This window comes from Saccharothrix coeruleofusca, assembly GCF_014648515.1.
Taxonomy (GTDB): domain Bacteria; phylum Actinomycetota; class Actinomycetes; order Mycobacteriales; family Pseudonocardiaceae; genus Actinosynnema; species Actinosynnema coeruleofuscum.
Genome location: NZ_BMRG01000002.1, coordinates 600,286 through 614,324 on the forward strand (window position 1 = coordinate 600,286; position 14,039 = coordinate 614,324).

Annotated in this window: 13 protein-coding genes; 6 read left to right on the top strand and 7 right to left on the bottom strand. The window is 72.8% G+C overall.

All coding sequences use genetic code 11. The annotated features are described in order from the left end of the window. A partial coding sequence (locus IEZ00_RS36355) for an isochorismatase family protein (RefSeq protein ID WP_229795213.1) occupies positions 1-198 on the top strand: 198 nt, incomplete at its 5' end. Positions 199-319: 121 nt separating this feature from the next. Here the strand turns inward: IEZ00_RS36355 and IEZ00_RS07520 are convergent. After that, positions 320-985: a hypothetical protein gene (locus tag IEZ00_RS07520; RefSeq protein ID WP_189222335.1), complete on the bottom strand. Its 666-nt coding sequence runs from the start codon at positions 983-985 to the stop codon at positions 320-322. A gap of 272 nt (positions 986-1,257) precedes the next feature. Between IEZ00_RS07520 and IEZ00_RS07525 the strand changes: the two genes are divergently transcribed. After that, positions 1,258-1,833 carry a biotin transporter BioY gene (locus tag IEZ00_RS07525; RefSeq protein ID WP_189222336.1) on the top strand — a complete coding sequence of 192 codons (576 nt, stop codon included), beginning with the start codon at positions 1,258-1,260 and terminating at the stop codon, positions 1,831-1,833. A gap of 42 nt (positions 1,834-1,875) precedes the next feature. Here IEZ00_RS07525 and aroD read toward each other — a convergent pair whose 3' ends face one another. Further along, entirely contained in the window at positions 1,876-2,607 is a 732-nt protein-coding gene (aroD, locus tag IEZ00_RS07530) for a type I 3-dehydroquinate dehydratase (protein ID WP_189222338.1), read from the bottom strand. A gap of 144 nt (positions 2,608-2,751) precedes the next feature. Here aroD and IEZ00_RS07535 point away from each other — a divergent pair, with 144 nt between their 5' ends. Next, positions 2,752-4,776 (top strand): ATP-dependent DNA helicase, encoded by a 2,025-nt coding sequence (locus IEZ00_RS07535; RefSeq protein WP_189222605.1) that lies wholly within the window; start codon positions 2,752-2,754, stop codon positions 4,774-4,776. A 538-nt stretch (positions 4,777-5,314) separates the two neighbouring features. On the opposite strand, the gene IEZ00_RS07540 is transcribed toward IEZ00_RS07535, so the two are convergent. Next, positions 5,315-6,712 carry a phospholipase D-like domain-containing protein gene (locus tag IEZ00_RS07540; RefSeq protein ID WP_189222340.1) on the bottom strand — a complete coding sequence of 466 codons (1,398 nt, stop codon included), beginning with the start codon at positions 6,710-6,712 and terminating at the stop codon, positions 5,315-5,317. Positions 6,713-6,805: 93 nt separating this feature from the next. Between IEZ00_RS07540 and IEZ00_RS07545 the strand changes: the two genes are divergently transcribed. The 3 genes from IEZ00_RS07545 to IEZ00_RS07555 are packed head-to-tail and all read left to right on the top strand — an operon-like array spanning position 6,806 to position 9,305. After that, positions 6,806-7,747 (top strand): ABC transporter ATP-binding protein, encoded by a 942-nt coding sequence (locus tag IEZ00_RS07545; protein WP_189222342.1) that lies wholly within the window; start codon positions 6,806-6,808, stop codon positions 7,745-7,747. 3 nt (positions 7,748-7,750) lie between these two features. Next, positions 7,751-8,518: an ABC transporter permease gene (locus IEZ00_RS07550; RefSeq protein ID WP_189222343.1), complete on the top strand. Its 768-nt coding sequence runs from the start codon at positions 7,751-7,753 to the stop codon at positions 8,516-8,518. Then, on the top strand, positions 8,511-9,305 hold the full coding sequence (locus IEZ00_RS07555) for an ABC transporter permease (RefSeq protein ID WP_189222345.1): 795 nt from the start codon (positions 8,511-8,513) through the stop codon (positions 9,303-9,305). The genes IEZ00_RS07550 and IEZ00_RS07555 overlap by 8 nt, the downstream gene beginning before the upstream one ends. Here IEZ00_RS07555 and IEZ00_RS07560 read toward each other — a convergent pair. The 4 genes from IEZ00_RS07560 to IEZ00_RS07575 form a co-directional block, all read right to left on the bottom strand. Beyond that, on the bottom strand, positions 9,302-9,997 hold the full coding sequence (locus IEZ00_RS07560; protein ID WP_189222606.1) for a peptidyl-tRNA hydrolase: 696 nt from the start codon (positions 9,995-9,997) through the stop codon (positions 9,302-9,304). The genes IEZ00_RS07555 and IEZ00_RS07560 overlap by 4 nt on opposite strands. A gap of 14 nt (positions 9,998-10,011) precedes the next feature. Next, a complete protein-coding gene (gene serB / locus IEZ00_RS07565) occupies positions 10,012-11,238 on the bottom strand; it encodes a phosphoserine phosphatase SerB (protein WP_189222347.1) in 1,227 nt (408 codons plus the stop codon). Positions 11,239-11,319: 81 nt separating this feature from the next. Next, positions 11,320-13,107 carry an aa3-type cytochrome oxidase subunit I gene (gene ctaD, locus IEZ00_RS07570; protein WP_189222348.1) on the bottom strand — a complete coding sequence of 596 codons (1,788 nt, stop codon included), beginning with the start codon at positions 13,105-13,107 and terminating at the stop codon, positions 11,320-11,322. 185 nt (positions 13,108-13,292) lie between these two features. After that, complete coding sequence (locus IEZ00_RS07575) at positions 13,293-14,018, bottom strand: hypothetical protein (RefSeq protein WP_189222350.1); 726 nt, start codon at positions 14,016-14,018, stop codon at positions 13,293-13,295. Positions 14,019-14,039 lie beyond the last annotated feature (21 nt).

A 14,039-nucleotide genomic window follows, 5' to 3' on the forward strand; every position in this document is an offset into this window, starting at 1 on the left:
GTGGACGAGGTGGACGTGGTGGGCATCGCCACCGACCACTGCGTGCGGGCCACCGCGCTGGACGCGGCGCGGGCCGGGTTCACCACCACCGTGCTGCTGGACCTGACCGCCGGGGTGGCCGCGCCGACCGTGGCGACCGCGGTGGACCAGCTGCGGGAGGCGGGCGTGGCGCTGCGGGGCGAGCCGCGCGTGGGCTGACGACCGGACCCGGCCCACGGGGGGTGCTCCCCCGTGGGCCGGGCGGTGTCCGGTGCGGTTGTCCGGTGCGGTTGTCCGGCGCGGTGTCCGGCGCGGTGTCCGGCGCGCGGTGTCGCGGGCGTTACGGCGTCGGCGAGCAGGCCGCCGCGCCCAGCACGACCTCGCCGCTGAGGTGCGACTCGGGGGTGAAGCGGAAGCGCGCGAGGCTCACCGACATGCTGCCGTCGTTGGGGTCGGGCAGCACGACCTCGCTGAACGTCACCACCGCCAGGACCACGCCGGAGCGGCTCTTGACCTCGTGCGCGTAGTTGGCGGGCAGCTGCGCGGGCAGGTCCGCGAAGCCGCTCATGCCGCCCAGCTCCCACGCGCTGTCGGTGCCCCTGTCGGTGGCCGAGCAGGAGATCCGCCACGAGCCGACGCGCAGCCTCGGGCCGCCCGCCGCCACCAGCGCGGACAGCTCGAAGTCCCGGCCGACCGCCTCTGACCTGGTCCTGGTGATCCCGCCGGCCGGGTCGACGACCTCCCTGACGCAGCTGGACGAGCCCGCGCCGAACCGCACGCCCGACGCGACCACCGGCTCCGACGAGCCCGTCGGCGCGTCGTCGACCGCGCAGGCGGCCAGCGCGGGGACGAGGACCCGCTTGCCGTCCTTGGTGAAGTCGGCGGAGCCGACCGAGGCGACCCCCGGTGGGTTGGCCGCCCAAGCCGGCGCCGCCGCGGCGGCGGTCAGGGTGATCGCGAGCGCCGCGGCCACCGCTGCGGTCCGGCGCGCTCGGAGGTGTCTCATCGCATGACCTTCCTTGGTAGTCCCACTTCTCGGGGCCCACTTCTCGCGGCGATGATCGGCCGGAGCGGCGCGCGTGGTGGCGGTTCTCCAGCCACGTCACTCGACCGAGCAAGCACGCCACTCGATCGAGCACACGTCGTCCCGGCTCCGGGACGCGGGCACCCGCTCGCGTGACGTGGCCAACTTTGTAGAAGTTCGCCAAAGACCGAATCGGTGATCGCCGGTTAACCTCCCCCCGAGAAGCACCCCCTTGATCCCCCGGAGGTCATCCCGTGTCCGTGCTCGCCGTTCCCGGCCGCCGTGCGGTCCTCGCCGATCTCGTCCCCGGTGCGCTGGCGCGCGACATCGCCCTCGTCGTCGCGGGGGCCGGTCTGACCGGACTGGCCGCGCAGGTGGCGCTGCCGGTGCCGGGCAGCCCGGTGCCGATCACCGGCCAGACCTTCGCCGCCCTGCTGGTCGGCGCGGCGCTGGGCTGGCGGCGCGGCGCCGCCTCGATGGCGCTCTACCTCGTCGCGGGCGTGGCGGGCGTGCCCTGGTTCCAGGGCGGCTCGTCGGGCTGGCCCGCCTCGCTGGGCTACGTCGTCGGCTTCGTGCTGGCGGGCGCGCTGGTCGGCCACCTGGCGGGCCGCGGCGGCGACCGCACGCCGCTGCGCACCATCGGCACGATGGTGCTGGGCAACCTGGTCATCTACGCCTGCGGCGTGCCGTGGCTGATGGCCGCCGCGGGCGTCGACCTGGGCAAGGCGCTGCAGCTCGGCGTGCTGCCGTTCCTGATCGGTGACGCGCTCAAGGTCGCGCTGGCGGCGGGTCTGCTGCCCTCCGCGTGGGCGCTGGTCAAGCGCCGCTGAGAGCCTCCCCGGTCCCCGCCCAGGCGGGGACCGGGGACCGCGTCAGCCGCCGGTGCGGCGGCGGTCGAAGTCCGGGTAGAACTGGCGCAGCAGCCGCGAGGTCTCGCCGAACTCCAGCTGCCCCGAGGTCGGCCGGTCACCGATGAAGGAGTAGGTCAGCCGGGAGCCCAGCGCGGGGAAGAAGACGCGGGAGAGGGTGCCCGTGGCGCCCATGCCGATGACGATCATCCCGAGGTCCTCCGGGGCGTTCGTCAGCAGGGTCGCCAGCCGCCGCACGTCCTCCCGCGAGTTCGCCATCGTCGACACCTTGACCAGGTCGGCCCCGACCTCCCCGGCCTCCGCCACGACCGCCCGCAGCCGGTCCAGCTCCGGCGTGCGCTCGAAGTCGTGGTACGACGCGATCACCACGGCGTCGTGCCGCCGCGCCTCGGCGATCACGTCGTCCCTGATCTCCCGCGAGGACAGCTCCACGTCCACCGCGTCCACGTGCGGCGCGAGCGCGCGGAACAGCTCCAGGCGCTGCTGCTCGGACCCGCCCCACCCGCCGCCCTCGCGGCGCGACCGCACGGTCGCCAGGGTGGCCAGGTCACCGAACTCGGCCGCGCAGGCCAGGACGTGCTCGACGTCGGTGCGCTCGAACTGGTCCACGCGCAACTCGGCGACGTCGACCCCGGCGGCCTTCGCCTCCTTGGCCGTCCGCGCGCAGTCGTTGTCGTAGAAGCTGACGGCGACGAGGGGAACACCGCTGTCCAGCAGCGCCCGCATGGTGCTCATCCCGGCCACTTCCCTCGCTTCGTCCCGGTCCCGGTTGCCGCGCAGGCCGCACCCTACACCGGGAAATCGCGCGGATTCACGGCGCGAGGACCGGTGACCGCCGCCCCGGGGGTGCCGGTGGGGGCGGCGGGTACGGTCTTCGCCGTGCCCGCTACCACCATCCCCGACACCCGAACGCTGCTCTCCGTCGCCGTCGAGGCGGTGGGCGGAGCCGAGCGCGAAGGGCAGGTCGAGATGGCCAGGGCCGTCGAGCGGGCCATCCGCACCGGCGAGCACCTCGCCGTGCAGGCCGGGACCGGCACCGGCAAGTCGCTGGCCTACCTCGTCCCCGCCCTGCGGCACGCGGTCGCCGAGGAGTCGACCGTGGTCATCTCCACCGCGACCATCGCGCTGCAGCGCCAGCTGGTCGACCGCGACCTGCCCCGGCTGGCCAAGGCGCTGCGCCCGGTGCTGGGCCGCGAACCGCGCTTCGCCATCCTCAAGGGCAGGCGCAACTACCTGTGCATGCACCGCCTGCACACCGGCGCGCCCGACGAGCCCGAGGAAGCCGGGCTGTTCGACCCGTTCGCGGTCTCCCGGCTGGGCCGCGAGGTCAAGCGGCTGCACGAGTGGTCCTCCGACACCGAGACCGGCGACCGCGACGAACTGGTGCCCGGCGTGAGCGACCAGGCGTGGCGGCAGGTGTCGGTGACCGCCCGCGAGTGCCTCGGCGTGAGCAAGTGCCCGGTCGGCACCGACTGCTTCGCCGAGCGCGCGCGGGCCGAAGCGGGCCGCGCCGACGTGGTGGTCACCAACCACGCGATGCTCGCCATCGACGCCCTGGAGGGCTACCAGGTGCTGCCCGACCACGACGTGGTCGTCATCGACGAGGCGCACGACCTGGTCGACCGGGTGACCTCGGTGGCCACCGAGGAGCTGAACCCCTCCGCCATCACCGCCGCCGCGCGGCGCTGCGGCAGGCTCGTCGACCAGGGCGTGGCCGACCGGCTGGCCGAGGCGGGCGACGGGCTGGCGATGATCCTGGAGGACGCCCCGGTCGGCAGGCTCGACGCGCTGCCGCAGGCGCTGGCGGGCGCGCTGCGCGCGACCAGGGACGCCGCCCACGCCTGCATCACCGCGCTCGGCCCGGAGCGCAAGGAGGACGTCGAAGGCGCGACCGACCGCAAGCTCGCGCGGGCGCTGCTGGACGAGGTGCACGACTGCGCGGCGCGAATCCTCGACGCCTTCGACGACGACCACGACGTGGTGTGGGTGTCCGGCGACTTCGCCGACCGCGGCCGCACCCCGTCGCTGCGGGTCGCCCCGCTGGGCGTGGGCGGACTGCTGCGCGAACGGCTGTTCGGCACCCGCACCACCGTGCTGACCTCGGCCACGCTCACCCTGGGCGGCACGTTCGACGCGCTGGCCCGGCAGTGGGGGCTGCCCGCGTCCTCGTCCGCGAAGCAGGCCGACGGCGCGGCCACGGAGAAGGAAGCGCCCTCGGACGCGGCCCCGGTGCGGTGGACCGGGCTGGACGTGGGCTCGCCGTTCCAGCACGGCAGCAGCGGCATCCTGTACGTGGCCAGGCACCTGCCGCCACCGGGACGCGACGGACTGCCACCGTCCTATTTGGACGAGCTGGAGGGCTTGGTCAACGCGGCGGGCGGGCGGACGCTGGGGCTGTTCTCGTCCATGCGCGCGGCCAAGGCGGCCACGGAGGCGTTGCGGGACAAGCTGGAGCACCCCGTGCTGTGCCAGGGCGACGACCAGACCGGGCAGTTGGTGAAGAGGTTCGCCGAAGACCCCAGGACGTGCCTGTTCGGCACGTTGTCGCTGTGGCAGGGCGTGGACGTGCCGGGGCCCGCGCTGCAACTGGTGGTGATGGACCGCATCCCGTTCCCGCGCCCGGACGACCCGCTGGTGTCGGCGCGGCAGAAAGCGGTGGAATCGCGCGGTGGCAACGGGTTCCTGACCGTGGCGGCCACGCACGCGGCACTGCTGCTGGCGCAGGGGGCGGGGCGGCTGCTGCGGTCGATGAAGGACAAGGGCGTGGTGGCGATCCTCGACCCCCGGTTGGCGACCGCGCGGTACGGCGGGTTCCTGCGGGCCTCCCTGCCGCCGTTCTGGACCACGTACGACCCCGAGGTCGTGCGAGCGGCGCTGAAGCGCCTCGACGCCGCCAACCCCTGACCCCCTCCCCGCGAGTCGAACGCTCGGGTACCGCGAGTCGAACGCTCAGGTACCGCGAGTTCGTCGTTGGGGTTGGGTTATCCAGCAAAGCGGCGCTCGCCGCGCGGCAGGTCGCCAAGGATGGCGGGTCGCGCCGTCCCCGCATGACCTGCCGGAGGCGAACCACACGCGTCAAGGGGCCCCGGCTCGTGTCCGGGGTTGGTACTGCGTTCAGGGCCCCTTGACACGCGTGGTCGGGACGAGCCCAGGTCATACGGGGACGGCGCTCACGGGCACCCCGCTGCGCGCGCTCCGCGCGCCCCCCTGGTGCGTCGGCAAGTACTACCCGACGGGGCTGGGGAGGCCGGTAACTACTACCCGAGGCACGGAAGCGGGCGCGCGAGCGCGGGCTGGGGCGCGAAAGCGCGGGGCGAGGCCGCGAGAGTGCGGGTCGGGGTGCGCGAATGTTGAATTCGGGGTGCCTGGAGGTTCGACTCGCGGGGGCGACACGCCCAACACGCCCATAGGCGGGTGACACCGGGAGCGGGCGTGGTGGGGGTTAGCCGTCGACCAGGAGGCCTCGGAGGGGGCCTTGGAGGCGGCCTGCGCGGCGGGAGACGCCGGGGAGGGCGGCCACGCGCTCGTGGCCGGACTCCAGGGCGGGACGCCAGCAGTGGTCGACCACGTCCGCCGGGTCGCCGGAGACGTCCTGGACCGGGCGCTGGAGGTGCTCGGCCCACAGCCGCAGCCGGGTGGCGCGAGCCACCTCCGGGGCGTCGCTGACCAGGTTGGCCTCGGTGTCGTTGAACAACGAGTGCTCGTTGAGGTTGGCCGACCCCACGGTCAGCCACCGGTCGTCCACGATGGCGAGCTTGGCGTGCACGTACACCGGGGTCCGCTCGTGGCTGATCAGCGTCGCCGCGACCAGTCTGCGCCCGCCGTCGTCGGCGTCGAGCAGCCTGCCGAGCTGGCCGCGCGTGGTGTCGGCGCCGTTGCTGGGTTTGCGCGGCAGCACCAGCACCACCCGGAACCGGTCGTCCGGCGGGGTGCGCAGCTTCTCGATGAGGATCTCGGTCACCTCGGGCGACCACAGGAACTGGTTCTCGACGTAGATCAGCCGCCGCGCCGACCGCAGCATCCGCAGGTGCGCGTCCAGCAGGCTGAACTCCCCCTGCGGGGCGAAGTCGTAGGTGCGCTCGGGGATGGTGCGCACCAGCTGCACCGAGGAGTTGCCCGCCGGTGCGGGCGTCGACGGCTCGGGCAGGTGCTCGCCCGCCACCTCCTGCCAGCGCTGCCGGAAGTGCTCGGCCACGTCGGCGACCACCGGGCCGCGCACCCGGCCCACCAGGTCGTGCCAGCCCAGCGGGCGGCGCGGCGGGTGCTCGGTGCTGTCGTGCCGGTCGCCCTCCAGGGCGGTGAAGTCCATGCCGCCGACGAACGCCAGCTCGTCGTCGACGACCACGATCTTCTCGTGGTGGCAGTGCAGGGTGCGCTCGCGCGAGTCGAGCACGCACTTGACGCCGGTGCCTCGGGTGAACTCCTGCCGCGCCTCGATCATCCGCTTGCGGGTCGGCTCGAACATGGGCACCGGGGGCCCGGCCCACAGCAGCAGCCGCACGTCCACCCGTTCGGCGGCCTCGGCCAGCAGCTCGCGGAACGTCGGCGCGCCCGGCTCGCGGGTCAGCCGGAAGTCCGGGCTGGCGCACCAGCTCGCGATGTGCACGTGCGAGCGGGCGGTGCGGATCGCCTCGGCGATGCGGGGCAGCGCCTCGCGGCCGTCGACCAGCACTTCCAGGTCGTTGCCCGCGCGCACGGGCCGCCGCGGCGACCAGCCGTCCGCGCACTCCTCGAACACCGAACCCCAGCCCAGCCGGTTCAGCCTGCGCCCGTGGTGCGCGCACAGCAGGTTCTCCAGCCCGTCCCCGAGACGGGCGTCGAGCACGTCCAGCAGACCCATGCCCGTGTTGTTTGCCCGGTTCGACCCGCGTCAAACTCGATGCCCTCGGAGCGGGATTTCCGCTACCGTCGTCCGCCAACACCGGGGGGCGTCATGGGCGTGCGGGTTTCCGACCTGACCAGGACCTACCACCGGGGCAAGGGGTGGCGGCCCAGGGGTGCGGAGGTCACCGCCCTGGCCGGTCTGTCGCTGGAGGTCCCGACCGGCGAGGTGCACGGGCTGCTCGGCCCGAACGGCGCGGGCAAGACCACGCTGTGCAAGGTCCTCTCCACGATCCTGCTGCCCTCGTCGGGCAGCGCGGCGGTGCTGGGCCACGACGTGGTCGCCGAGGCGGCGCTGGTCCGCCCGCTGCTGGGCATCGTCTTCGGCGGCGAGCGCGGCCTGTACTGGAAGCTGTCCGGGCGGCAGAACCTGCGCTACTGGGCCGCGCTCTACAAGCTGCCCGACGACGTGGCCCGCAGGCGCGCCGACGAGCTGCTGGAGCGCCTGGGCCTGACCGCCAAGGCCGACGACCTGGTGGAGACCTACTCGCGCGGCATGAAGCAGCGCCTGCACCTGGCTCGGGGCCTGATCGGCGACCCGAAGGTGGTGCTGTTCGACGAGCCCACCACCGGCATGGACCCGGTGGCCGCGCACGACTTCCGCGGGCTGATCGGCGAGCTGCGCGACGAGGGCCGCACCATCCTCATCACCACCCACGACATGGCCGAGGCCGAGGAGGTCTGCGACCGCGTCACGCTGATCGACAAGGGCCGCGTGCTGGCCACCGAGACCCCGCGCGGCCTGGCCAGGATGTCCGCCCGGCACCGCTGGGTCGAGGCGGACGAGGCGGAGGTGGACGTGCGGCACCTGCCCGGCGTGGTCGAGGTGGCGCGGCGCGACGGCGTGCTGCGGGTGCGGACCGACGGCGACGCCTCCGCCCGCGCGGTGCTGGACTTCCTGCTGGACAACGGGGTCCGCTCGGTGCGCGCCGCGCCACCGACCCTGGAGGAGGTCTACCTGGAGATCATCGGCTCGCGCGGCATGGGGGTGTGAGCGGTGCGCCTGTTCCTGACCGGGCTGCGGGTGCAGTTCGAGGTGATGCGCAGGCAGCCCGACCACCTGCTGACCCTGTGCACGCTGCCGTTCACCGCGGTCATCCTGCTGTCGGTGGTGCTGCACTCGGCGCGGCCCGACCTGGTGGTCAACGCCTTCCTGGCGCCCGCGCTGATGGGACTGTGGGGCTTCGCCACCGGTTCGGCGGTCGAGGTCGTGACGGGCGACAACTGGTCCGGCACGCTGGAGCCGGGGATGGCCGCGCCGGGGGCGCTGCACCCGGTCTACCTGGGGCGCATCGCCGCCGTGATGGGTCTGGGCGTGATCCCGCTGGGCGAGACCTGGCTGCTGGGCGGGGTGCTGTTCGGCGTCACGCCGACCATCCACCACCCGTGGGTGTTCTGGGCGGCGATGGCGGCGTCGGTGTTCGCCATGACCGGCACGAGCCTGCTGATGGCCGCCGCGCTGCTGTTGAGCCGCAACGGCGGGATCTACCAGAACTTCCTGAGCTTCCCGATCTACGTGCTGTCGGGCGTGATGGTGCCGGTGTCCTACCTGCCGGAGCCGCTGCGGCCGTTCTCGCACCTGGTGTTCCTGTCGTGGGCGGCCGATCTGATGCGGGACAGCGCGTCGCCCGGCCCCGTCTCGGCGGTGGGGTGGCGGTTGCTGGCCGTCGTGGTGCTGGGCGTGGTCGGGCTGGTCGCCGGGCGGCTGCTGCTGGCGGCCGTGCTGCGGCGGGCGCGCGAGCTGGGGACGGTGCGGTATGCGTGACCAGCTGCGGGTGCTGCGGCACGCCACCGCGGCGGCCTGGGTCCAGTACTCCGCGTACCACACGTGGCGGACGTGGGCGTTCACCTGGTTGAGCAGGTTGCTGATCCAGGCCTGCTTCTACGCCTTGATCGGGCGGATGCTGGGGTCCGCGGACCAGGTGGAGTTCCTGCTGATCGGCAACGTCGTGGCGGTCATGGCGATCGACGCGACCGTGGTGGTGCTGCTGACCGTCACCGAGCGGCACCTGGGGACGTTGGCGCTGATGGTGGCCGCGCCCGCCAGCCACCTGGTCACCTACCTGGGGCGGGGCCTGCCCAACCTGGCGTCCGGGATCGCCGCCTCCACCATCGCGTTCCTGGCGTTGCCGCCGCTGTTCGACGTGCCGGTGCCGTGGCCCCAGGCGCTGGTGGTGCCGCTGATGATCGCGGTCGTCGGGGCGTCCTGCTACTGCTACGGGGCGTGCGTCGCCTCGCTGGTGCTGGGGTTCCCGTCGGCCCGGTGGGTGGCGCTGAACCTCAGCTACCTGACCCTGATGACGTTCTGCGGGGTGAACGTGCCGATCTCGTTCTGGCCCGACTGGTTGGGGGCGCTCACCTCGGTGCTGCCCATGGCGCACGGGCTGGGCGCGATCCGGGCGTTCCTCGACGGCGGGACGTGGAGCGCCGTGCTGGGCGGGCTGGGGCTGGAGGTGTGCGTCGGCGCGGCCTGGTTCGCGGTGGCGGCGTACGGCTTCCGCCGCATGGTCGCCAAGGGCCGCGCCGACGGCACGATCGAGTTCGGCGTCTAGCGCTCGGGCGTTCGGGGAGCAACGGCCACGGTCGCGGTTCCGGGGGCGACTTCGGTGTAGCCCGCGTCGCGGACCACGACGGCGTCGGGGCGGGCCGTCAGGGCGTCCCACTCGGCTGGTGCGGGAGTGCGCACGGCGCAGCGGTACTCGGCCGCGGCCCACTCCTTGAGCTCCTCCTCGGACAGCGTGGGCGCCAGCAGCATCGAGGCGTGCCCGACCTGGGCCGCGGCCTTGCCCGCGGTCATCTCCACGCGCGGGTTCAGCCACAGCAGCCGGGCGTGCGGCGGCACCGGCCCCGGCTCGTCCTCGGGCAGCTCGCTGCCGGAGATCTGCAACCGGGTCAGCTCCTTGGGCGCCTGGCCCACCCGGCCGGGCACCAGGGCGCGCACCTGCGCGCCGCCCACCTCGACGGTGATCCCCGGCAGCGCCTGGACGGCCTCCCAGTGCGCCCCCCGAGCCCGCCGCGACACCTTCCGGATGCGTCCCCGCACCCAGGCCGCGACCTCCTCGTGCCACTCCCCGCCCGGCTCGGCGCGCGGGTCCAGGCACACCGCGATGGCCGCCGCTGCGGCGGCCTCCAGCACGTCGGTGCGGCACGGCGGGGCGGTCCGCTCGATGCGCAGCACCACCGGCATGGCGCGCACCGCCACCGGGTCCTCCTCGTCGGTCGAGTAGTGCCTGCCGACGAGCATCTCCAGGATCGGGTTCACAGCCGTTCCGGCTCCAGTCCGTCCGCCGCGTCGGCGGCCTCCACCTCGGCCCTGGTCACCCCGAGCACGAACAGCACCGCGTCCAGGAACGGGTGCGACAGCGCGGTGTCGGCCACCTCGCGCAGCGCGGGCTTGGCGTTGAACGCCACGCCCAGCCCCGCCGCCCCGATCATGTCGATGTCGTTGGCGCCGTCGCCGACCGCCACGGTCTGCGCCAGCGGCACGCCCTCGGCCTCGGCGAACCGGCGCAGCGCGGCGGCCTTGCCCGGCCGGTCCACCACCTCGCCGAGCACCCGGCCGGTGAGCTTGCCGTCCACGACCTCCAGCTCGTTGGCCGCGCAGAAGTCCAGGCCCAGCTCGTCCACCAGCCGCCGGATCACCCTGGTGAACCCGCCGGAGACCACCCCGCAGCGGAAGCCCAGCCGCTTGAGCGTGCGCACCGTGGTGCGGGCGCCGGGGGTCAGCTGCAGCGACCCGGCGACCTCGTCGAGCACCGACTCGTCCAAGCCCTCCAGCAGCGCCACCCGGCGGCGCAGCGACTCGGTGAAGTCCAGCTCGCCGCGCATCGCGGCCTCGGTGATCTCGGCGACCTGCGGCTCGCAGCCCACGTGCGCGGCCAGCATCTCGATGACCTCGCCCTGGATGAGCGTGGAGTCCACGTCGAAGACCACCAGCCGCTTGGCCCGCCGGGTCAGCCCGGCCCGCTCCACCGCGATGTCCAGACCCACCCGCACGGCCACCTCGGCCAGCGCCGAGCGCAGCTGACCGTCCGCCTCGGCGGTGTCGTCGGCCACCGAGACCCGCAGCTCCAGCCCGGTCACCGGGTAGTCCGCGACGCCTCGGATGGCGTCGATGTTGGCGCCGAGGGCGGCCAGCTTGCGGGCCACCTCGGTGAACCCCCTGGCGGTCACCGGGTGGCCGAGCAGGATCACCACGTGGCTGGACTCCAGCCGCGCGGCGCGCCGGGACTCCGCGCCGATCTCCACCTCCACGTGCATGGAGACGGTGGCCATGGCCTGCTCCACCGCCTCCTGGATGGCCTCCGGGTCGTGCGGGGCGGAGACCAGCACGCCCAGCACCAGCCTGCCGCGGATGACCACCTGCTCCACGTCGAGGACGTCCACCTCGTGCCTGGTGAGCACGGCGAACAGCACCGAGGACACCCCCGGCTTGTCCGGCCCGGTGACGGTGATCAGGACTGGGGTCGCGCTCGGCTTGCTCAACTCCGGCTCCTCTGCCAGACAGACCACGGCCCCGGCGACCGCGAGGGGGCGCCGGGGCTCGTCGTCGAACCTGCGGTCAGGTTAGCGGTGGTCTTCCTCGGTGCTCTCCGAAGCCGTCCCGGACTGCACGGCGCGCGCCGCCACCTCGGAGGGGGCGGGCTTGGCCTTCTCGTGCGAGATCGCCTTGCCGGTGAAGGTCACGTGCGCCTCGTCGTGCATCCGCTCGATCATGTGCGGGTAGTGCAGCTCGAAGGCCGGGCGGGCGGAGCGGATGCGGGGCAGCTCGGTGAAGTTGTGCCGCGGCGGCGGGCAGGAGGTCGCCCACTCCAGCGAGTTGCCGAAGCCCCACGGGTCGTCCACCTGCACGGTCTCGCCGTAGCGGTAGCTCTTGAAGATGTTGTAGATGAACGGCAGCGTGGACGCGCCCAGGATGTACGCGCCGATGGTGGAGATCATGTTCAGCGTGGTGAAGCCGTCACCGGGCAGGTAGTCGGCGTACCGGCGCGGCATGCCCTCGTTGCCCAGCCAGTGCTGCACCAGGAACGTCGCGTGGAAGCCGATGAACGTGGTCCAGAAGTGCAGCTTGGCCAGCGGCTCGTCCAGCATCCGGCCGGTGAACTTCGGGAACCAGAAGTAGATGCCCGCGAAGGTGGCGAACACGATCGTGCCGTAGAGCACGTAGTGGAAGTGCGCCACCACGAAGTAGGTGTCCGAGACGTGGAAGTCCAGGGCGGGCGCGGCCAGCAGGATGCCGGACAGGCCGCCGAACAGGAACGTCACGATGAAGCCGATGCTGAACAGCATCGGGGACTCGAACGTCAGCTGCCCCTTCCACATGGTGCCGATCCAGTTGAAGAACTTGATGCCGGTCGGCACGGCGATGAGGAAGGTCATGAAGGCGAAGAACGGCAGCAGCACCGCGCCGGTGGCGTACATGTGGTGCGCCCACACGGCCACGGACAGCGCCGCGATGCCCAGGGTGGCGTAGACCAGGCCGTTGTAGCCGAAGATCGGCTTGCGGCTGAACACCGGGAAGATCTCCGACACGATGCCGAAGAACGGCAGCGCGACGATGTAGACCTCGGGGTGGCCGAAGAACCAGAACAGGTGCTGCCACAGGATCACGCCGCCGTTGGCCGGGTCGAACACGTGCGCGCCCAGGTGGCGGTCGGCCATCAGGCCCAGCAGCGCGGCGGTCAGGATCGGGAACGCCAGCAGCACCAGCACGCTGGTCACCAGGATGTTCCAGGTGAAGATCGGCATCCGGAACATCGTCATGCCCGGCGCGCGCAGGCAGACCACGGTGGTGATCATGTTGACCGCGCCGAGGATGGTGCCCAGACCGCCGACCGCGAGACCGGCCAGCCACAGGTCCGCGCCCGCGCCCGGCGAGTGGATGGCGTTGGACAGCGGGGTGTATGCGAACCAGCCGAAGTCGGCCGCGCCGCCCGGCGTGATGAAGCCCGCCAGCACGATCAGGCCGCCGAACAGGTACAGCCAGTACGAGAAGGCGTTGAGCCGGGGGAACGCCACGTCCGGCGAGCCGATCTGCAGCGGCAGGATGAAGTTGGCGAAGCCGAACACGATCGGCGTCGCGTACAGCAGCAGCATCACCGTGCCGTGCATGGTGAACAGCTGGTTGTACTGCTCCTGCGAGAGGAACTGCATACCCGGCCGAGCCAGCTCGGTGCGGATCAGCATGGCCATCGCGCCGCCCACCATGAAGAAGGCGAACGAGGTGACCAGGTACATCAGCCCGATCTGCTTGTGGTCCGTGGTGCGGAACATCCGCAGCAGGAACGATCCCTTGACCGCCTCGCGAGTCCCGAAGGGCCGCGTTGCGATCGGCTGCGGGGCTACGGCCGTCACGGTGCCTCCTGCACGGTTGGTTCTGTCTTCACCGGACAGCGGCGCACCGCCACCGGCTCATCGGATCGTAGACGGCGCTGATCGGGCGGGCGTCGCTGGGCCGGCCCCTGGATCGGGCGAGGTAGCGCAGGTCACAACGTCCAGGGGCCGGTCAGCGGTGCGCGGCGTCAGCGCCGTCGGCGCCGTCAGCGGCGCAGCAGGGCCCTCAGCTTCGGCGAGGCCACGGCGAGCGCGCCCGCGGCCACCAGGCCCAGGCCCGCGAAGAGCAGCCACAGCGAGCCGAAGCCGGTGTTGGCCAGGTCGTCGTCCGAAGGGGACGCCGCGGCGACGGGCGTGGTGGTGGTCGTGGTCGACTCCGCGGCCGACTCACCGGTGGTGCTCGCCCCGGTGGTCTCCGCCGTGGTGGTGGGAGCCGTCGTGGTGGGCGTTGTCGCGTCCGTCGTGGACTGGGTCGGAGTGGTGGTCGCCACCGTTGTCGTGGTGGTGGTCGTCGTGGTCGTGCTCTTCGTCGCGCAGAAGAACCAGTGGCTGATGGCCGGCACCCCGGCGTTCTTGTTGGCCAGCAGCGGCGAGTGCAGGTCCGCCCAGGGCAGCTCGCCCAGCTTGTCGACCGGGTAGACGTTGTAGGCGTTGCCGCCCTTCACCACCACGCCGGTGACCTCGTAGCCGTTGAAGCCGGTGATGGTCAGGTGCGTGGCGGTCTGGGTGCTGGTCAGGCCCTTCTCGTAGGCGGTGCCGGTGAGACCGGCGGTGCGGCACGAGTCCCTGTGGTCCCAGGCCAGGTTGCCGGAGCGGGCGGTGGCGCGGGGGTCACCGGGGTCGGGGGCCTCCGTCGCGAGGGCCGCGGGCAGCGCGGAGAACGTCGTGGCGGCCAGCGCCACGGCGGTGAGGACGAAGCGACGGGCGGTCATGCGCATGGAAAGCTCCATCGG